This window comes from Caldococcus noboribetus (assembly GCF_055389385.1).
Genome location: NZ_AP042475.1, coordinates 369,707 through 387,659, shown reverse-complemented (window position 1 = coordinate 387,659; position 17,953 = coordinate 369,707). Strand labels below are relative to the sequence as shown.

The following is a 17,953-nucleotide window of genomic DNA, read 5'->3' as shown; positions in this document are numbered from 1 at the left end:
AAGTTCACACGGAACTCACTATAAAAAGCGAGCGGGGAGGAACTTTGCCCGAACTATATTGTGAGGTCTGCGGAAAACCAATAGCTGGCAAGGGTCATAGGATATTAATGGATGGCGCTGAAATGCTTGTCTGTGATGAGTGTTTCCTGAAGCTGACCAAGAGCGGCCGGGCCGTCCCTGTAACCTCTAGGCCCAGGGAAGTGAGGCCTCGGCCTAGGAGGACGGCCAACGAAGTGACCCTTGAGGTGGTAGACAATTATCCTGAGGTAATAAGGGCTGCCAGAGAGTCCAAGGGGTGGACCCAGGCGGCTCTGGCCCAGAAGCTCAAGATAAGTGAGGCCATGGTAAAGAAGATAGAGAGCGGCAAGTACAAGCCTACCGTGGACTTGGCAAAGAAGATAGAGGCTGTCCTAAACGTAAAGATACTTCAACCCGTCGAGAGTGAGGAAGAGGAGGAAGAGGAGAGGCCGCCCGAGGACTATCTCACATTTGGGGATGTCGCCGTGGTTAGGAGGGGCAAGAACTCTTGAATGACGTAGAGGGGGGCAGCAGGCGAAGGGCAATACTAGTAGTTTCAAGGGAGTACCTGGATCACTTGGAGGAAGCCCTTGCCATAGCCGAGAGCGCCAACTATGAGGTTGTAGACATAATTAAGAGGTCTAAGCCCGGCAGGAGGATCAGCGAGGAGGCTGCGAGGAGGATCAGCGAGAGGGCTCGCAGGGCTAACGCCGAAGTAATAATTTACTATGGCAACCTTGAGCCCTCGTCCCTTTATAAGCTTGAGAAGGAGTCGAAGCTTAAGGTTTTGGACAGGGTCCTTGTGATACTTGAGATCTTCGCCCTTCATGCAGGATCTAAGGAGTCGAAGCTACAGATAGAGATGGCACGGCTTAAACATGAGCTACCACTTATAAGGGAGTACATAAGGAGGGCCAAGGCAGGGGAGCAGGTAGACTTCCTAGGCCCTGGAAGGTATGCCTTTGAAGCCTATGAGAAGCATGTAATAACTAGGATCGCAAGAATAAAGAGGGAGCTTGACGAGCTAAGGCGTAGGGTTAAGACGCAGGAACAGGCCAGGAAGGACAGCGGCGTGATCCTAGCGTCCATAGTGGGCTACGCCTCCGCCGGCAAGACCTCTATATTTAACGCCATAACTGGCGAGAGACAGCCAACGGGACCTGAGTACTTCACGACGCTCTTTGCTAAGCACAAGATGGTGAGCTTCAACGGCACCAAGATAATGCTTATAGACACCGTCGGCTTCGTGAGGGACGTGCCAGCCGAAATAATCGAGTCTTTTTACTCGACGCTTCAGGAGGCCTCACTGGCTGACGTCTTGATATTTGTAGTTGACTCATCGGAGAGCATAGATACCATCAAAGAGAAGGTTACAGCTGGGGTCTCACTTCTGAGCAGGCTTAACGCCATAAATAAGCCCATAATACTTGCCATGAACAAGATAGACCTAGTGGCACGTGACGACTTAAACAGGAAAGAGTCGCTGGTGCGCGAGCTCCTATCACACATGGGCATTAAGGCTGAGATCGTGGAGGTCTCAGCAGTTAAGAGGTTGAACCTGGAAGCGCTTCTAGAGAAGGTGTCAGAGAGTGTCGGAAGGATTGGAGGGCCTAGCGAGGCCCTACGGCAAGGTGTACGTGCTGAGGTTAGGCCACAGGCCGACGCGGGATAAGAGGGTAACCACTCACGTGGCCCTGGTGGCCAGGGCCTTCGGCGCAAACGGCTTTGTTCTTGAGGGCGTCTGCGACGACTCTGTATACAACTCCCTGGTAAAGGCCTCAAAGATGTGGGGAGGCGCCATCCATTACGAGTGCGGAGTTAATGGCCATGAGTACGTTAGGTCGTGGAAAGACAATGGAGGCGAAGTAGTTCACCTGACTATGTACGGGATGCCCATTGATGACGCCATCGGGAAGCTCTCCTCATCACCAAAGCCAAAGCTTATAGTAGTGGGTTCCCAGAAGGTGGAGGCCTTCTACTACATGAATGCTGACTACAATATTGCCATTGGGTGGCAGCCCCACAGCGAGGTGGCAGCGCTAGCCGTGTTTTTAGATAGGCTATTTAAAGGTAGAGAGCTCTATACTTACTATACGGACGCCAAGGCGTCCATAGTTCCCACCGAAAGAGGGAAGAAAGTTGAGTGGAGAGGACAGCGGAAACGGTGAGGATAAGAAGAGCCTGGAAGGCCTAAGGCAACTAATAAGGATGTTAGCAGTTAAGTCAGGAATTGATGAGGCCATGGCGGATGACCTCTTCGACCTCCTGCTCACTGTAGACCCCGAGAAAGGGATAAGCGATGAGGATGTTGAGCAGATGAAAGGCTACAAGCAGGCCGACGTTAGGAAGGTCTTCAGGATATTTTATGACCTGAGGATAGCTTCCTACAGGCGCGGCAAGCACCCCGACACAGGGGCCACGAGGTACTATTGGTACCTTGACTCTAGGGACGCGGACCTCGCGCTGCTGAGGCGCAAGAAGCAAGTACTTGAGAAGCTCAAGATGAGGCTTGAGTATGAGAGAAGCAATGAGTTTTACGTGTGCCCCAAGGATGGCACCAGGTACACCTTTGACTACGCTTACGAGTACCAGTTCACGTGCCAGAAGTGCGGCACAATGTTAGTTCCTGAGGACAACAGTAACTACATCAAGGTCCTGGAGAACCGCATATCTAAGCTTGAGGAGGAGATCAAGAAGGATGAGAGGCAGATATTTGGTCGTTGACCTGTTTTCAGGCGCTGGAGGCTTCTCAAGGGGTTTTGAGCTGGCCGGCTTTAACATTGTGGCCGCGGTGGAGAACGACCCGCCGGTAGCCAAGACCTATAAGGCCAACTTTCCGGGGACATACCTAATAGCCGATGACATAAAGGACGTGAGCGAGCTTACTATAAAGGACGTGAGCGGCCATGGGAGGGGAGACATAGATGTAGTCATAGCGAGCCCGCCGTGCGAGCCCTTCACGCCCACCAATAAGAGGAGGATGCAGGACCCAGTCGACAGAATACTCTCAGACCCAGTAGGCCAGCTTTACCTTCACGCGATAAGGCTGATAGGCGAGCTAAAGCCAAAGTATTTTGTAATAGAGAACGTGAGCGGGGTGGCTGAGGGACCCATAAAGAGGGTCATAGAGGAGGAGCTTAGGCGCAACGGTTATGATAAAGTTTACTTCAACATAATTAGGTCAGAGAAGTACGGTGCGCCCAACGAAAGGGTCAGGGCCTTTGTATCTAACGTGGAGCTTAAGCTCAAAGAGTCCAAGCCCATAACCGTGGAGGAAGCGCTCAGCGGCCTTCCCGAGCCTGGGAGCCCCTGGCCCCCAAATCACGACTACCCTCAGCCCCTGAGCAGGAGGCTGGAGAAGAAAGTCTCTAGGATAGGGTGGGGCAGGGCTATGATAACCTTTGAGGGCGCTGACTCAAGGAGGTTTCGCAACTTCATAAGGCTTAACCCCAAGAGGCCAGCCCCCACCGTGATGGGGTCCTCCCGCTTCGTTCACCCCTACGAGGACAGGCTACTTACTGTCAGGGAGCAGGCCAGGCTCATGGGGTTCCCAGACTACCACATATTCCTGGGGGGCAGGGACTCGCAATACAACATGGTCGGCGAGGCCGTCCCCGTCCCCCTTGCCAGGAACATAGCCGATTTCCTGCTTACCCTGCTAGATAATGAAGGGTAAGAGCGCTTGGGCATTGCTATGGATTTCATATATGGGTCCCGAATATCTGCTTCCTCTTCTCCATCCTGTTGCGAACCTTGTCAACAGCCTTTATAAAGTGCTCCTGGGACACGTAGTTCTTGCCGTCCCTGATTGCAAAGAACCCAGCCTCAGTGACTACTGCCTTGAGCTCGGCCCCTGAGAACCCCTCAGTCATGGAGGCTATCTCCTCAAGATCCACGTCCTTGAGCTTCATGTTCCTTGTGTGTATCTTAAGAATCTCGAGCCGTCCCTTCTTGTCAGGGAGCGGTATCTCTATTATCCTGTCAAACCTGCCCGGCCTCAGAAGCGCTGGGTCCAGCAGGTCTATCCTGTTGGTCGCCGCGACCACCTTGACGCCCTCTAGAGGGTCGAAGCCGTCCATCTCTGCAAGCAGCTGAAGCATGGTCCTCTGAACCTCCCTGTCGCCACTGGTACCCATGTCAACCCTCCTTGAACCTATGGCATCTATTTCATCAATGAATATGATCGACGGCTTCTTCTCCTTGGCCAGCCTGAAGACCTCCCTCACTATCCTTGCGCCTTCGCCTATGAACTTGTTGACAAACTGGCTCGCCACCACCCTTATGAACGTGGCCTTGACCTCGCCCGCCAGGGCCCTGGCGACCAACGTCTTGCCTGTGCCCGGAGGCCCATACAGTAGAACCCCCTTGGGGGGCTCTACCCCTATCTCATCGAAGAGCTGCGGCTTTATGAGGGGAAGTCCAACAACTTCGTATATTTCCCTTATCTGCTCCTCTAGGCCGCCCACGTCCTTGAACGTAACCGATGGCCTCTCCTCTATTTCCATAGCCTCGACCAGGGGATCGTGAATTGAGGGAAGCACCTCCACTATAGTAGATCCCTTGTTATTGAGGGCCACTGATGCCCCTGGCCTAAGCTTATCTATATCAACGTTGGAAGCCACCCTTACCACAAGGTTGGGCCCCGTGGAGCTCTTAACTACAGCCCTCCCATCCGATAGCACCTCCAAAACCATGGCCTCTATGTAAGGCGGCTCCAGCAGCTTGTTGAGCTCCTGCTTATAGAACTCCAGGTCCTTCTCGAGGTTCATGTTAAGCTGCGTCAAGTACCTTACCTTCTCCCTCAGCAAGGACAGCTCGTCATCGTCCGACCTTTCCTTGGTGTTCTTGCCTGACTCACTAAGTGACAAGACCCGCTACCCCATACCCATAATCTTCCTCATGAGTTTTTAAGGAGCTTACCCTAGTTCCACCGCTTGGCTTATCCTAATCTTTTGTAAACTCCCCAGTTTACACATAGTGAGAGCCACTACTACAGGGCAAGAATTCCGCTCACAAGAGTACAGCCCCACCTTGGGAGCGTATTACTCAGTCCTTTATACAAACGGTATTATTAAAGAGCCCTTCTCAGGCTGCGCCAGAGGATCCGCAGAGGCAATAATATAGGCGCTGTATAGTAGTGATTACTGCTAGCAGCGCTTAAGCAGCTCCTTGACGTTCTTAGAGAACCCAATTCTGATACCAAGGCGTGGATCCGTGTAAATATAAACTATGCCTTTGCTCTGCAGATCCCTGACCTTTTTCAGGAGCCACTCGTAGTCAGCCCTTAGCTTCTCGGCCAGCTGATCCAAGTACATGTAAGTCACGCCGTACTTTGAGTAATGTGTTAGGAGTTCCATAACGACCTCGCTCTCCTCGTCAGACACCTTGTCCTTAAGCTCCTGAAGGACGCACGCAGCGTCGGAGATCCTGCTTTCTTGTTGTTTCTTGTCAGTTTTATTAGTTAGCCCTGCAATGAATGACTGAACCTCGCTGTCCTCGCCGCCCCGCCGGCCCTCTCCCTTGTTGTTTCTTGTCTGGCTGACGGTAGACATGAGCCTCTGAGCCAGGGCCACGAACTCATTAAATTGTTCATCTCGCTGGGCCTCCGCGACCTGCCTAGCGTAGTCCTCGCCCTTGGGGGTTAGGTACCAGAGGCCCAGGTCATAATCAACGTAGCCCCTTGACTTCCAATATGAGAGGTAGCTCGAGATGTACTTGGGCTCCCTCCTTAAGACCTCAGCTATCTCAGCCGCTTTCATGGGCCTTGCAAGGAGCAGCACTAGTATAGCATCAACTAGCTTGCTCCTGGGCCCGCCCCGCTCCTTTAACTCCGCTAAAGGCTGCCCCCTTTCGGCATCTTTCTTCATGGCGCCTCAGTGAACATTTACCTTCATGGAGGTTTCCGCGTGGAAGGCCGAGTAATACTAGGGCTCCTGCGTAAACTGGGGAGTTTACAAGGGCTGGGCGTTGTACAGGAACCCCAGGCTACAACGATGGTAGGCCGCACTCCTGCGCTAATAAGTTAGTGGCGGCCCCGACAAGGGCAGGCCCACAGCTTGAGGGCACTATTATTATTGTGCCCCTCCTGCCTTCACTAAGTCCGCACAGGTCGGCTACTGACTCCTTTATGGCGTTCTCAAGCTCTGAGGGGAGGCCAGGGAAGCCCAGCTGGGGCGGGTCTAGGTAGCCGACCACGGCCAGCCGGCAGCCCTCAGAGACTACATAGTCCCTGATCTCATAGATCTTGGTTAGATCCTTAGGGGGCTCCGAGTCTATTGTAAGCGTCAGACAATCCTCTAGCCTTTCAACGCCCTTGATTGAGCACCTGACGGGGGATAATATGTTGCCTAACGATGAGAGGAGCTGCAGACCTTTCTCAGAGATCCTGCTGCCCTTATCATCCTTTACCACTAAGCCTTCATCAACTAACCTCTTCAAGAGGGTCTTTGTGGAGGCCTCCGTGAGCCCTAGCTCCCTGCTTAACGCTATCCTCCCAAGTTCGTACCTGGAGACCTTCCTCAGCGCCTCAAGAACGTGCCAAGGGCCAAACCCTGGCTTTCCTCCCCTCTCAGCCGCCGTTATTCGCTTTAGTGTTGCTACTGCTTCGCAGACCCCTTGGAGCTGGTAGGACGCTCCAGGCGCCTTCATCGGGAGTCACGCCCTCCTCTATCATGAAGACGGCCACGTCCTGTGGAAGTATTTCGTCACTTGAGGTTATAACCTTTCCAACGTCTTCCCAGCTCTTCTTAGCCCTTATGCCAAAATCGTCCCAGAGCCACTCAATAACATCATCTAAGGGCACCTTGCCTCTCAGCTGGCTCAGCAGCGCCTCCTTTATGGCCCTGTCCCTGCCTCTATTCATGCCTGCTCGTTATTTTTGCGGCGCACAGGCTATATTAACTAACATGCTCACATCACCGAGACCATGGCCAAAGATAGGCCTGAAGCGACGCGGTCTATAACCTTGTCATGGCTAATACTTGCTCTAGTAGCTACGGTTTCGTTGTTTTAGACTAAGTTGAGTAATCAATAAGAGCTTCAGGTAACCCATGCTAATAATGGCCCCCCATTAATGTCCGAGAAGGCGGCCCTAGAGGGCGTCAAGCTGCTGGAGAAGTACACAGTTATAGGAATGCCAAAGGTAGAGGTCAGCATCTATGAGGACACGGAGGGCCGAAGGTATTATGAAGTTATGGAGCCTCCCCTCAACACGGAGGTAAGGCGTAAGGCTTACGGTGAGCTGCTATCACTCATATCAAGGAGCCTCACGCTACTTGAGGCGCTTAATGCCTCAGGAAGTGTCGAGAAGGCCTTTGACATCCTAAGACCTTACGCCTATGAGGCCGTAAGGAGCGTGCTCAAGAGAGCACATAGGGTCAGCGGGGGAAGCCTCGAGGAGGCTGTAACTGCCGTGGCTTATCATGTTGCCAGGGACCTGGTAGGGTACGGCCCCATAGAGCCCCTCATGAGGGATCCCTACATAGAGGACATCTCATGTAATGGAGTTGGGATACCCGTGTTCGTCTACCACACAAGGTACGAGTGGCTGACCACGAATATTGTGATGCAGTCAGCCCAGGAGCTTAACTCCCTTGTAGCGAAGCTGGGCGTGAGGAGCGGCAAGGAGCCCTCGATAGCAACCCCTATAGTGGAGGGTGTCCTGAAGCGTGAGGGGTATAGGGTCAACATAGTCCTCGACGTGGTCTCACGCCACGGGTCCCAGTTCACAATTAGGAAGTTCAGGGCCGAGCCCTTCACTATAGTTGAGCTCCTCAGGCTCAAGACCCTGGACCCCCTTGTGGCGGCTCTTCTATGGATTGCGGTAGCAAACAAGCAGGGGGTCGTGTTTTATGGGCCTACGGGAAGCGGGAAGACCACCATGCTTAACGCTGTCACAATGTTGGTGCCCACCGAGTACAAGATAGTCACTGTTGAGGACACCCCTGAGGTCTTCCTGCCCTTCCACGAGAACTGGGGAGGCATGGTTTCAAGGCCTTCAACTGACCCAAGGGTTGAGAATGTCACGCTGCAGAGCCAGGTGGAGGCGGCCCTCAGGCAGAGGCCAGACGTCATAATAGTGGGCGAGATAAGGTCAAGGGAGGCCTACGCGTTCTTCCAGGCCCTTGCCACGGGCCACGGAGGCCTCACTACAGTCCACGCGGAGTCCGCTGACGTGCTCGTCAAGAGGCTCACCTCGCCTCCCATGAACGTTCCGGCCAGCCTAGTCTCCACGGCTAAGCTCTTCGTTAACATATTGAGGGTAGAGAGAGGGGGCCAGGTGTCAAGGAGGGTGACGAGGGTTCACGAGTCCAGGGGCTACGACCCCTCTACGGACAGCGTTAAGCTAGGCGAGGTGGTAGTGTGGGATCCGGAGAAGGACATCTGGAGGCTCACTAAGGAAAAGTTAGATCTATTAAGCACCGTGGCCGAGCTGCGGCTAATAACCTACGACGAGGCCTACGAGGACCTCATACGCAGGGCTACGGTCCTTGCGTGGCTGGCGGAGAAGAACGCCGACGTAACTCTGTTGCATACGATCACCAGACTTTACGAGCGCGAGCCGGAGAGAGTTTATGACGCTGCGCTGAAGGAGGTGAGCCGTTTTGAGCCGCCGGCCTAAGCCAGGGCCCTCCATGACGTTCCCTCTCTGTATCATGATACGAAGGCTGAGCCCCGGCATAGAGTATATAATTATAGGCGCTGGCATGGCAAAGGACCTGGACAGCTATTGTAGGAAGACTGTCTTCCCACTGACAGCGCTTATGACGGCGGCGCTGCCCTTTGTAGCGTTAGCGGCTCTTAAGAGGCTCCCGCTTAGCGGTCCTATAGAGTACCTAGTGTTAGCATTAGCCGCGGCCTCAGGGTTTCTGCTCTCCATAGCGCTCTCAATAGGGATCCCTGCCTTCAGCTACACGTCAAGAGCTGACTACCTTGAGGCTAAGTTTCACGTGTTCGCCTCAACCCTCGCTTCCCTCCTGGCTGGCGGCCAGAACCTCTCGGAGGCCCTCGCGGGCCTGGCGAAGTACGAGGATGAGCTCAAGGAGTTCAGGGTTGAGATAAATTACATAAAGTTAATGACGTCCCTCTCCCAAGACCCGGTGGTGATCCTAAACGAGCTCTCTAAGATAACGCCGTCCAACAGCTTGAAGACGTTGGCTGAGTCCCTCGCCAAGGGGGTGAGCACGGGCTCTGACCTGCTCTCAATAGTTAACTACCAGCTCGAGACGTACACGAACTATTACTATAGCCTTGTGGATAAGGTGGCGGCCTCCGTGGGCTCCCTGCTGGAGATGTTCCTCTCAGCGGGCATGATAATGCCCATCCTCGTGACTATAATGGGGATCCTGTTCTCGGTCTACCCCATACACGGCGTCTCGTTTACTTCCTTGGTGGTCCTAGCGATATTCATCCTCATGCCAATAATTTCTGCAGTAACGGTAGTGCTGATAGACGACCAGGTTTCCAAAATAAAGCTTTAGGGTGACGGGCTTGAGCACCTCTAAGTCGGTGCTGTTCTTCACCTCGCTTGCGGCGGCCATAGCGCTCGACGAGTATGTCTTAATATTCTTTGTAATAAGGCACGTCACCTATGAGTTCTTCGACGGAATACCGGTGCCCATGGGGATAACGTCGATAGTGGCCACCGACATAATAATATTTGGGCCCCTGCTCCCCGTAGCCATAGTGTTAAGCCGCAGGCAGGATATTGATAAGAGGCTGAAGCTGCAGAGCAGGGTGTTTCTGCAGGTGTTCCCAAGCATTGCCGCCTCCAGCGAGTCCATGGCCGAAGCTCTGGAGGCTGCAGCGTCGCTGAGCGAGAGCCCCCTTAGGGACTACATAAGCGCCTTCAGCGCGCTCTACAGGGCTACGGGCGACGCCGAGAGCTCCTTTAGGAAGGTCTTCTCAAAGGTTCCAAGAGAGGTCAGGCTCCTACTCTCGTCAATAGTGGTCGCTGAGAGGAGCGGGGGCAGGGCCAGGGACGTCTTAGAAGTGGTTAGCAAGTACGCCGCGGAGCTAGACAGGATGGAGTTTTCTCTCTTCAACAGGCTGAGGTCGTACTCCATGATAGTTTACATGGGCGTCGCTGTCTACGGCGCGGCCAGCGGCATTGGGGTCTCCATAGCTAGAGCCCTGTCGCAGGCGCCTGTAACCCTTGGCGCCTCGCAGCTTAGCGCCTCAACCCTGGTGGCAATAGTTGGGTTCCTTTACTACGCCCTGATAGTGCTCTCCCTGGCCTCGGCCTACGTTATGGCAAAGGCCATAGATGACTACCCACCCAAGGTGGTTGGCAACTTCCTGCAGCTGCTTGCCATAGGGTCAGCCACGTTAGTCGCAACCCTCATGATTATGCATGGTCCAGGAGCAGGAGCGCTTATAGCATAACAGACCCTAGCTATGGCACCATGCTTGGTGGCCTTTGCGGGGAATTTACTTAAAAGCTTAAAAATAAAAGCCTGCTTGTATAACAATATTATTAAAGTGAGCGATGTTGGCCAAGAGGAGCGTAAGTGACGTGGCCGCTGAGCTAATGTTGATACTTGTGGTACTTGCAGTTGGGGGTGCATTTCTAAGTTACTATTATGTCACTTTAACGCGGTATGAGGAGTCTGTTGGAAACGGCTATGAGTACCTCCAATACATTGTACCTATGTCTGCCTGGTCCGCTGGAGGGCACGTCTACGCCACGTTCAGCACAGGCCCCTATGGGGTGAGGCTTCTTAATGTGTTGGTTAACTCCAGCCCAGCTAGCTGTAACGTCACGGTTAGCGGTATCACCTACAGGTTACCTGCAGATCTGCCAGCCGCCTCCATGGGTTACGTCTCATGCAGGTGGTCTGGGCCTGGCCTGGTTGTGTTCGTCACGGACTCAGGTGAGGTGAGCGTCTATGCGGGGCCGTAAGTCCCAGGCGGCCATAGTAGGGGGGCTTATAGTAGCTTTGGCTGTTCTGGCTTCCATAGCAGCGATGACGTACATAATGGAGCAGTACAGGCTGAGGGCAAGTTATGCTATGGAGAGGACTCAGTATCTGCAGCTGTCCCAGGAGCTGCAGGAGGAGGTCGAAGCTTACTTAATTTATTTCAATGGTACCTATATTGAGCTTAGACTTTACTCTCAGTTCCCCTACTCCTATTTCGTCACGGACTCAGGTGAGGTGAGCGTCTATGCGGGGCCGTAAGTCCCAGGCGGCCATAGTAGGGGGGCTTATAGTAGCTTTGGCTGTTCTGGCTTCCATAGCAGCGATGACGTACATAATGGAGCAGTACAGGCTGAGGGCAAGTTATGCTATGGAGAGGACTCAGTATCTGCAGCTGTCCCAGGAGCTGCAGGAGGAGGTCGAAGCTTACTTAATTTATTTCAATGGTACCTATATTGAGCTTAGACTTTACTCTCAGTTCCCCTACTCCTATCAGGTCAATGGGCTGTCCTTGAGGCTTATAAATGGGTCACCCCTTCTAGTCTCTTCGTCTGGCAGCTCTGCTAACGTAACTGTGATAGGTCCCTACGGCACAATATATAATCTTCCAGCGTCCGCTGGCCCAGCGCAGTGGCTGACGATAATAGTGAAGCTTAACAGGGGCCTAGAGGCCGTCAAGAGCAACATGGTCGTATTACTTCAGAGCGGTAATGCCATGGCTGCGATTCCAGTGAGCTTCACTGTACGTTCTGCAGCGTCTACCAGCATTAACCCATACAACGGAACCTCCGTGCAGCAGCTGATAGGCACCAGGGTAATAACCACTTTAATCTCAGTGGTCACTCCCACGGAGAAGATAGCCATACCTAAGACCTACACCATAGTAAACCTGACGCCCATAATACTTTACAACCCGACCAGCGAGGCAACTCCTGTCGATCTAACAGTCAACTTTACCATAAACTTGAGCAGTAAAATAATCAAATATAACAGCATAAGCGTTAAGGATGGCACCGGCCTAGTTCCACTTGCTAACGTGCTTTTCGCTATCTGGAACGGCACTGGGTGGGATCCCCTGAACGGCTGGATAGAGTTCTACAACTCCACGGAGGCCACCGTATGGGTGAAGCTCGATAGGCAAATAATGCCGTACAATAACTTGACTATATACATGCTGTTCCTGAACGGCTCTACCTTAGGTACCGTAAACTGGGGAGTTAACTCCTACTACACCCAGAACCTCAGCACCGATAATATTGCATATGTAATGCAGGAGGGCCTCCTGTACCAGATATATGTAGATGCAAACGGAACCCTTTATGGTTCCGGAGGGGGCATTGGAGCTGCGGTGTCCCACTACTGCAACTCAAGGTACGGCTATGCCTACAGTATGGTTGGGTTCAGCTACGTTGGCCTTGCAGAATTCGTTTACAGCCTACCTTTATTTAATGCTGTGAGAACCTTTGCAAGCAATTATTCTTACTGCGTTCTTTACAATGGGACCTTGAACCAACAGCTGCTTTATTACTCACCGACAGCCCCGACGATAGCCTTTGTTAAGGTCTCTAACGCTAAGGCCGAGAGGAGCTACAGCTACGGCCTTTTCACTACTGACGTAATAAATGGCACGTTTATCTCTTACGGCGAGCCAGAGGTGTCCACAGAGGCCAACGAGCCTGTCTACGATTGGCAAGGATACTTGATAGAAGGCTATGACGTGGAGTTTAACTTCCAGAACGGGTTTGAGGGCGGCCAGCCGTGGCCCTATGGTCTCTACGAGTCCCAGCAGCAGATGTGTCTCTACGAGTCCCAGCAGCAGATGTCGTGGCTCCTGAAGGCGGTGGGCTGGGCAGCCGTGTATAACCCTAACCTGACAGTTGCCGCAACGACGGACGACGGCACGGTGATAGCTGTAAGAAGCGTCCCAGGCGGGGGGCCCTTCGTCAACTGGCTGGGCGGCTGGCCTGGGGTCAGCAACGCCATGCTCCCCGTTTGGGCCACAGACTATGGATGGACCGATTGGCAGAGTCCCGTATCATTTGAAGCCCCGCTTAACGCGACGATAAGCTCCATAGGTGACTACAGGGTGGTTGTGCTCTATTACCAAGACATAGGAACAGACACTTACTTTGCAGCGTTCGTGCCTTCCATCTCTATGGCATCAGACATTACATGGTACTCGCCTGTGTTCCCAGGCGGGGGCTCGTACCCCTATGCTAGGGCGCCTTTGGCACCGGACCTGCTCCTGGGCCCTCAGTCACCGGTTCAGGGCTGGATAGTTGGCTGAAGGTCAGGGGTGCAGGAGGCCAGGGCTATGTCCTTTAGGTACGTGAGCACGGGCCTCAGCTCCATAAAGACTGGGTCCTCAGGGTTAGAGCTTATTAACACATTGTTAACCATGTCGGCGAGGGCGCAGCTGTCTATGGAGGCCGCCAGCTTGTTGCCCCTCTTGGCCTCCTCGTAGGTCTCCTTGGCCTTCGCAGTTATCTTCAGCAGCGAGGCCTTCCACGACTTGTAAAGCATTATGCTTGCGATTGCTGAGGGGCTCTCCACGTCCTTAATTCTCTTCTCGCTCTTCTCGAGGCTGTTTATGTGCGATATCAGCACGTCAATAAGGCCCCCGAGCACCTCGTAGCTCAAAGCTATACCCCTTACATGCTAGCTGTCAGTGGGGTTAAAGGGGTAGGAGCTCGGGTAAGGCCTAAAACCTCTTAAGGGGCTACGGTATAAGGGCCGCCAACACCGCCTTCTCAGTGTGAAGCCTGTTCTCAGCCTCGTCCCAGACCACGGACCAGGGGCCATCTATCACATCATCGGTTACCTCCTCGCCGCGGTGGGCGGGCAGGCAGTGCATGAATATGGCCCGGCTCGACGCCCTCTCCATGAGCTTTGCGTTGACCTGGTAGGGGGCTAACAGCCTCTTCTTGGCCTCCGCCATGTTCTCCTGCCCCATGCTGACCCACACGTCAGTGTACACTATGTCAGCGCCGTCCACAGCCTCCTCGGGCTTCTCAGTAAACTTTATCTCGGCACCGCTGACCTCAGCGTCCCTCATAGCGGCCGCCAGTATGGACTCGTTAGGCTTGAGGGAGGCTGGAGACGCCACGTATATGCTGACCCCAAGCTTGGCCCCGACAACCATGAGGCTGTGGAGCATGTTGTCGCTTCCGTCGCCAACAAAGGCCAGCTTGAGGCCGCTGAACTTGCCCTTCTTCTCGTAAATTGTAAGGTAATCAGCTAACGCCTGGAGCGGGTGGGACAGGTCGCTTAACGCGTTTATCACGGGCACAGTGGCGTACTGCGCCAGGACCTCGAGGTCACTGTGGTTCCTGACCCTAGCCGCTATGGCGTCGACGAACCTGGAGAGCGTCCTGGCGGTGTCAGGTATGCTCTCGCCGCGGCCCAGCTGAAGCTCGCTTGAGCTGAGCATTATGGGCAGAGCTCCCAGCTGGTAAGCCGCAACTTCTAGGCTCACCCTAGTCCTAGTGGAGGGCTTCTCAAAAATCATGGCCACGCTCCTTCCGCGGAGAGTGTCCAACATCCTTTCGCCGGCGTAGAAGCACTCCTTCATCTGCCTTGAGAGGTCTAGCAGGAAGTTTATCTGCTCGGTTGAGTAGTCAGTGAGGCACAGGAAATCCTTACCCTTAAGCTCGTGCGGGGATGTCATATCTGGGACCCGGATCTCTTACATCATGTCAGTTTAAAAGCTTGCGGACAACCTGCGCCCTGGTCCGGGAAGGGGCCTTTGCCTCCAAGGCCTGTCACCGAGCGGGAGCTGAGGCAGGTGGGTTACCTGCTCGCGTTGCAGTTCAACGAGGAAGTAGCGGCAGCTATAACGTCACTTCCGCTTCAGGTGGAGCTCAGAAGAGGCAAAATAAGGTATGTTTATTACAATGGGGTTAGGCTGATGACATTAAGGCCTAGGGACTTCACATTTAGCATATCCCCGGAGGCAGGCAAGATCATAAAATCTGCGACAAAGCCTCCAAGGTTTAGGGTTATCGTAGCCGGTGGGCCCGCCCTCAGGGGCGAGGTCACTGGTAACACAGTCCTAGACGCCGACAAGTCAATAAGGCCTGGTGACGAGGTTCTAATAGTTGACTCTAATGATAACCTGCTTGGCGTCGGCAAGGCAAGGGCCCCAGGCTTTCTCATGCGCCAGCTGGGTTCACAGGAGGTTGTGAGGGTCAGGAGAGGTGTTGAGGATTGAGGACAAGAGGCATATCAATAGTAGTGAGGCAGCCCCCTGAGTCGCTCAGGGGCTCAGTGTTAGTGGCCGGTTTCCCGGGGTTCGGCAGGATCGGCTACGTGGTGCCACGATATTTGGCCTCAGCTCTGTCCCTCAGTAAGATAGGCTATGTGCTCACTCCAAGGCTTCCGTCAATGATAATTATGGAGGACGACGGCATAGGATTCCCATTTGAGCTCTACGCGGGCAGCGGTGTTGTGGCCCTGGTCAATAGGGCTGTCCCTGAGCCTGTAGACCAGAATGCCTACTGCAGCGAGGTGGCCCTCTGGGCCTCCCAGGTAGGAGTAAAGTACGCGATACTGGTCGGGGGCCTCAGTCGCGACTACGAGCCGCCAGATGAAAAGTACGGCTACAGGTGGCTTCACAACAGGCTCTACGAGGGTCCAAAGCTTCAGGCGCCGCTAATGGAGGAGGGCCTGGGCGTGGTTGGCCCGCTGGCCCTGCTTCACATATACCTTGAGCACTATGGCGTCCCAGCAGTTATGATACTGCCCTACTCGGCCGTGGACACGGTAGATTATGATGCGGCGCTCGTGGGCATGAAGGTTATAGTTAATGAACTGCTGGGCATAAAGGTCCCCATGGATGAGCTCGAGAGGCTTGCGGAGAAGCAGAAGGAGGAGCTGGAGAAGATCTCGGATATACTTTCCCAAGAGAGAGGAAGGCAGGGAGGCACGAACATATTCATGTGATTCAGCTCACGGCAGGCCTTAAGCTTCCCTTAGAGTCCCTCGTCCATAGGACCTTCAGGCCCATCCTCTGCATCTCTAACCCGGCCTCTAAGCTCCAGCGCTTCCTTTGGGTGGCCTCAACCATGACTTCATGGCCCTCCCTCCTGAGCCTTATTACTAGCGCCCTGAGGAAATTGATCAGATCCCTGATAACATCGTCTGGCACAGGCTCGCCATAGCTGAACTGGGCCGTCGGGTAAGCCCCGCAGATCTCCTCGGGGACAACGCCCAGGTATGGAACGTAATATGCCAGGGACTGCTCATCAGCCTTTTTGGACTGCTGGCACATGCCGCTTCTGCTCAGCAGGGGGCTCAGCCTGACCATGGCAGAGGAAGGCCTGTAGTGAAGCAGCACCCAGGTTCTCAGTCTTACGATCCTTGGATTCCACGTACTCTCTACAGAGAACAGCCTGACCCCGCGGAGGCCGCCCTTGCTGGTTGGCGTGAACGACTCCATGTATCGGTAGTACTTGCTTATGGCCCTCAGCGCCTCCCGCATCTCTGGGCGGTAGTGCGAGACCTCAACTAAGAGCTCCCAGAGCCTTCCCTCCCTCATGCTCTGCTTGACCCTTTCTATTGACCTTTTTATTGCGTAGAGGTTGTGTATCGCGAGTAGCCTCCTCCTCTGTTCAGCGGGCATCTCAAGCAGGTCCTTGGGGGTGTACTTTCTGCACACCGGGCATGAACAGGGGAAGTACTCCAGCTCCTGAAGCTTTACGGTGCCGTAGTCCGTTATATACCTGTCGTCCCTTGCATATAACATGTATGAGGCGGAGTCGAAGGTATCAATGCCTAGGGCCACTGCAAAGGGAAATATCAGCGGGTGGCCTGCCCCGAAGAGGTGCACGGGTCTCTCAGGCTTGAGGAACCTCTTGGCCGTACCTATCATATCTACAACCACTTTATAATTATATTTCTCCATGAAGACTGTGGGACTCCCTATCCCGTACATGGGATAAGGCAGGTCCGCCGACTCACTGGCGCTCTTGGCAACTAGGTCAAGGTACTTACCTCCCTGTATCGGGAGAACCCATATGGTCTTGGAGTTCTCAAGGTCAAGATAGGAAATGGCTTCCCTGGCGTTGTTCAAAGTGTTTATAACGCTTTGCTCCGCCAGGCCCCTGCTGACGTCGCCCGTGGGGTGGTCTAGGATTACAGCGATGTCACTCTTTATATCCTTCTCGAACGAGACGACAGTCCTCTGGTCAACGCTTATGGTACCGTACTCCAGCATTTGGTAGGCTCCTGAGTCAGTCATTACAACTCCATCAAAGCCTAGAATTTGATGAACCCCCAATTCCTTTGCCTTGTCGCCAAACCTCCTGTAAAGCAGGTAAGCGTTAGTTATGACTTGGTTAAAGCCTGCCTCCTTGATATCCTGTAGGCTGATCTCTTGGCGCAGCGGATCCACCACCGGAAAAAAGGCCGGCGTCTCGATACGGCCTGAGGCTGTCTCAAGGATCCCTATTCTGCCCGCCAGCTCAAAGTCTTTAATCCTGAACGTGCTAGGCATTAGCTAACTACGACCCCCTTAGTCCTCAGGTACTCTCTGAAGAGCGTGTTGACCTTCTGCGCCAGGGGGCCCGAGCCCTCTACGCCGTTCTTTGAGACCCTTATGGTTCTGCTGACCTCAACAACGTTAGCGTCCTCATAAACCCTGACCTGTGACCTGTCTATGTTGCCGAACCTGAGCAGGAACTCCATGAACTCCTTGGCGTTAAATACCTCAGACTCCCCAACCTTTATCTCGGCCAGGCGGCTTCCGCTTATTATTATGATGGGCCACTGGTTGCCGGAGGGGTCCTTAGCCTCCTCTATTACAACCGAGAGCGTTGAGGGATCAAAGCCAGTCAGCTTGCCTGTGTAGGTCTTGCCGTCGCTGGTCGTGACGTTGACGACGTGATCTATGAGGCTGTTAAGCTTTGCTGTGAACCTCCGCGCGGGCTCTGTGGCTATTGACATAGCGCCTACACCTAACTTTAGAGCTGTGGATAAAGGGAATAAAAACAGTATTTAGACGCTAACGCTAGGTGGCCTGT

21 protein-coding genes are annotated in these 17,953 nt (G+C 53.8%); 13 read left to right on the top strand and 8 right to left on the bottom strand.

What is annotated here, in order from left to right; all coding sequences use genetic code 11:
* The first annotated feature begins 44 nt into the window (after positions 1-44).
* Genes ACZ5GQ_RS02025 through ACZ5GQ_RS02005 form a run of 5 tightly spaced genes read left to right on the top strand, consistent with a single transcriptional unit; the run spans position 45 to position 3,694 of the window.
* Positions 45-530, top strand: a complete 486-nt coding sequence (locus ACZ5GQ_RS02025) for a multiprotein bridging factor aMBF1 (protein WP_498856990.1) — start codon at positions 45-47, stop codon at positions 528-530.
* On the top strand, positions 527-1,690 hold the full coding sequence (gene hflX, locus ACZ5GQ_RS02020) for an HflX GTPase family protein (RefSeq protein ID WP_498856989.1): 1,164 nt from the start codon (positions 527-529) through the stop codon (positions 1,688-1,690). The genes ACZ5GQ_RS02025 and hflX overlap by 4 nt, the downstream gene beginning before the upstream one ends.
* Positions 1,608-2,186 carry a tRNA (cytidine(56)-2'-O)-methyltransferase gene (locus ACZ5GQ_RS02015; protein WP_498856988.1) on the top strand — a complete coding sequence of 193 codons (579 nt, stop codon included), beginning with the start codon at positions 1,608-1,610 and terminating at the stop codon, positions 2,184-2,186. Before hflX ends, ACZ5GQ_RS02015 begins: the two co-directional genes overlap by 83 nt.
* Entirely contained in the window at positions 2,158-2,742 is a 585-nt protein-coding gene (locus ACZ5GQ_RS02010; protein WP_498856987.1) for a transcription initiation factor IIE subunit alpha, read from the top strand. The genes ACZ5GQ_RS02015 and ACZ5GQ_RS02010 overlap by 29 nt, the downstream gene beginning before the upstream one ends.
* Positions 2,717-3,694: a DNA cytosine methyltransferase gene (locus tag ACZ5GQ_RS02005; RefSeq protein ID WP_498856986.1), complete on the top strand. Its 978-nt coding sequence runs from the start codon at positions 2,717-2,719 to the stop codon at positions 3,692-3,694. The genes ACZ5GQ_RS02010 and ACZ5GQ_RS02005 overlap by 26 nt, the downstream gene beginning before the upstream one ends.
* A gap of 25 nt (positions 3,695-3,719) precedes the next feature.
* On the opposite strand, the gene ACZ5GQ_RS02000 is transcribed toward ACZ5GQ_RS02005, so the two are convergent.
* The 4 genes from ACZ5GQ_RS02000 to ACZ5GQ_RS01985 all read right to left on the bottom strand — a co-directional run bounded on the left by ACZ5GQ_RS02000 (position 3,720) and on the right by ACZ5GQ_RS01985 (position 6,880).
* Positions 3,720-4,886, bottom strand: coding sequence for a proteasome-activating nucleotidase (locus tag ACZ5GQ_RS02000; protein WP_498856985.1), 1,167 nt, complete (start codon positions 4,884-4,886; stop codon positions 3,720-3,722).
* A gap of 279 nt (positions 4,887-5,165) precedes the next feature.
* Positions 5,166-5,885, bottom strand: a complete 720-nt coding sequence (locus ACZ5GQ_RS01995) for a replication initiator protein WhiP (protein ID WP_498856984.1) — start codon at positions 5,883-5,885, stop codon at positions 5,166-5,168.
* 118 nt (positions 5,886-6,003) lie between these two features.
* Positions 6,004-6,666: a hypothetical protein gene (locus ACZ5GQ_RS01990; RefSeq protein ID WP_498856983.1), complete on the bottom strand. Its 663-nt coding sequence runs from the start codon at positions 6,664-6,666 to the stop codon at positions 6,004-6,006.
* Entirely contained in the window at positions 6,587-6,880 is a 294-nt protein-coding gene (locus ACZ5GQ_RS01985) for a hypothetical protein (RefSeq protein WP_498856982.1), read from the bottom strand. Before ACZ5GQ_RS01985 ends, ACZ5GQ_RS01990 begins: the two co-directional genes overlap by 80 nt.
* 210 nt (positions 6,881-7,090) lie before the next feature.
* Here ACZ5GQ_RS01985 and ACZ5GQ_RS01980 point away from each other — a divergent pair, with 210 nt between their 5' ends.
* The 6 genes from ACZ5GQ_RS01980 (at position 7,091) to ACZ5GQ_RS01955 (ending at position 13,221) form a co-directional block, all read left to right on the top strand.
* Positions 7,091-8,638: a type II/IV secretion system ATPase subunit gene (locus ACZ5GQ_RS01980; RefSeq protein WP_498856981.1), complete on the top strand. Its 1,548-nt coding sequence runs from the start codon at positions 7,091-7,093 to the stop codon at positions 8,636-8,638.
* Positions 8,639-8,672: 34 nt separating this feature from the next.
* Entirely contained in the window at positions 8,673-9,497 is an 825-nt protein-coding gene (locus ACZ5GQ_RS01975) for a pilus assembly protein TadB (RefSeq protein WP_498856980.1), read from the top strand.
* A 10-nt stretch (positions 9,498-9,507) separates the two neighbouring features.
* The gene (locus ACZ5GQ_RS01970; RefSeq protein ID WP_498856979.1) at positions 9,508-10,401 is read left to right on the top strand and encodes a type II secretion system F family protein; all 894 of its coding nucleotides are present in this window, start codon (positions 9,508-9,510) and stop codon (positions 10,399-10,401) included.
* A gap of 103 nt (positions 10,402-10,504) precedes the next feature.
* Entirely contained in the window at positions 10,505-10,918 is a 414-nt protein-coding gene (locus ACZ5GQ_RS01965) for a hypothetical protein (protein ID WP_498856978.1), read from the top strand.
* A complete protein-coding gene (locus ACZ5GQ_RS01960; protein WP_498856977.1) occupies positions 10,905-11,195 on the top strand; it encodes an LYR motif-containing protein in 291 nt (96 codons plus the stop codon). Before ACZ5GQ_RS01965 ends, ACZ5GQ_RS01960 begins: the two co-directional genes overlap by 14 nt.
* Positions 11,182-13,221: an LYR motif-containing protein gene (locus ACZ5GQ_RS01955; RefSeq protein ID WP_498856976.1), complete on the top strand. Its 2,040-nt coding sequence runs from the start codon at positions 11,182-11,184 to the stop codon at positions 13,219-13,221. Before ACZ5GQ_RS01960 ends, ACZ5GQ_RS01955 begins: the two co-directional genes overlap by 14 nt.
* Here ACZ5GQ_RS01955 and ACZ5GQ_RS01950 read toward each other — a convergent pair.
* Both ACZ5GQ_RS01950 and argF read right to left on the bottom strand, forming a co-directional pair.
* A complete protein-coding gene (locus ACZ5GQ_RS01950; RefSeq protein WP_498856975.1) occupies positions 13,200-13,574 on the bottom strand; it encodes a hypothetical protein in 375 nt (124 codons plus the stop codon). The genes ACZ5GQ_RS01955 and ACZ5GQ_RS01950 overlap by 22 nt on opposite strands.
* A 79-nt stretch (positions 13,575-13,653) precedes the next feature.
* Entirely contained in the window at positions 13,654-14,601 is a 948-nt protein-coding gene (gene argF / locus ACZ5GQ_RS01945; RefSeq protein ID WP_498856974.1) for an ornithine carbamoyltransferase, read from the bottom strand.
* A gap of 78 nt (positions 14,602-14,679) precedes the next feature.
* On the opposite strand from argF, the gene ACZ5GQ_RS01940 reads away from it, so the two are divergent.
* Both ACZ5GQ_RS01940 and ACZ5GQ_RS01935 read left to right on the top strand, forming a co-directional pair.
* Positions 14,680-15,144, top strand: coding sequence for a PUA domain-containing protein (locus tag ACZ5GQ_RS01940; RefSeq protein WP_498856973.1), 465 nt, complete (start codon positions 14,680-14,682; stop codon positions 15,142-15,144).
* A complete protein-coding gene (locus tag ACZ5GQ_RS01935) occupies positions 15,141-15,875 on the top strand; it encodes a proteasome assembly chaperone family protein (protein WP_498856972.1) in 735 nt (244 codons plus the stop codon). The genes ACZ5GQ_RS01940 and ACZ5GQ_RS01935 overlap by 4 nt, the downstream gene beginning before the upstream one ends.
* 1 nt (position 15,876) lies before the next feature.
* Here the strand turns inward: ACZ5GQ_RS01935 and tgtA are convergent, their stop codons facing one another.
* Both tgtA and ACZ5GQ_RS01925 read right to left on the bottom strand, forming a co-directional pair.
* On the bottom strand, positions 15,877-17,427 hold the full coding sequence (tgtA, locus tag ACZ5GQ_RS01930; RefSeq protein ID WP_498856971.1) for a tRNA-ribosyltransferase family protein: 1,551 nt from the start codon (positions 17,425-17,427) through the stop codon (positions 15,877-15,879).
* Positions 17,427-17,876: an Lsm family RNA-binding protein gene (locus ACZ5GQ_RS01925; protein WP_498856970.1), complete on the bottom strand. Its 450-nt coding sequence runs from the start codon at positions 17,874-17,876 to the stop codon at positions 17,427-17,429. The genes tgtA and ACZ5GQ_RS01925 overlap by 1 nt, the downstream gene beginning before the upstream one ends.
* Between the last annotated feature and the right edge of the window lie 77 nt (positions 17,877-17,953).

What these genes read in the sequence shown, in the direction of transcription:
- tgtA (WP_498856971.1), bottom strand. Translation starts at nt 17,427, where the DNA reads ATGCCTAGCACGTTCAGGATTAAAGACTTTGAGCTGGCGGGCAGAATA.
- ACZ5GQ_RS01960 (WP_498856977.1), top strand. Translation starts at nt 10,905, where the DNA reads ATGCGGGGCCGTAAGTCCCAGGCGGCCATAGTAGGGGGGCTTATAGTA.
- ACZ5GQ_RS01985 (WP_498856982.1), bottom strand. Translation starts at nt 6,880, where the DNA reads ATGAATAGAGGCAGGGACAGGGCCATAAAGGAGGCGCTGCTGAGCCAG.
- ACZ5GQ_RS01925 (WP_498856970.1), bottom strand. Translation starts at nt 17,876, where the DNA reads ATGTCAATAGCCACAGAGCCCGCGCGGAGGTTCACAGCAAAGCTTAAC.
- ACZ5GQ_RS01980 (WP_498856981.1), top strand. Translation starts at nt 7,091, where the DNA reads ATGTCCGAGAAGGCGGCCCTAGAGGGCGTCAAGCTGCTGGAGAAGTAC.
- ACZ5GQ_RS01965 (WP_498856978.1), top strand. Translation starts at nt 10,505, where the DNA reads ATGTTGGCCAAGAGGAGCGTAAGTGACGTGGCCGCTGAGCTAATGTTG.
- argF (WP_498856974.1), bottom strand. Translation starts at nt 14,601, where the DNA reads ATGACATCCCCGCACGAGCTTAAGGGTAAGGATTTCCTGTGCCTCACT.
- ACZ5GQ_RS01955 (WP_498856976.1), top strand. Translation starts at nt 11,182, where the DNA reads ATGCGGGGCCGTAAGTCCCAGGCGGCCATAGTAGGGGGGCTTATAGTA.
- ACZ5GQ_RS02005 (WP_498856986.1), top strand. Translation starts at nt 2,717, where the DNA reads ATGAGAGGCAGATATTTGGTCGTTGACCTGTTTTCAGGCGCTGGAGGC.
- ACZ5GQ_RS01975 (WP_498856980.1), top strand. Translation starts at nt 8,673, where the DNA reads ATGATACGAAGGCTGAGCCCCGGCATAGAGTATATAATTATAGGCGCT.
- ACZ5GQ_RS01995 (WP_498856984.1), bottom strand. Translation starts at nt 5,885, where the DNA reads ATGAAGAAAGATGCCGAAAGGGGGCAGCCTTTAGCGGAGTTAAAGGAG.
- ACZ5GQ_RS01990 (WP_498856983.1), bottom strand. Translation starts at nt 6,666, where the DNA reads ATGAAGGCGCCTGGAGCGTCCTACCAGCTCCAAGGGGTCTGCGAAGCA.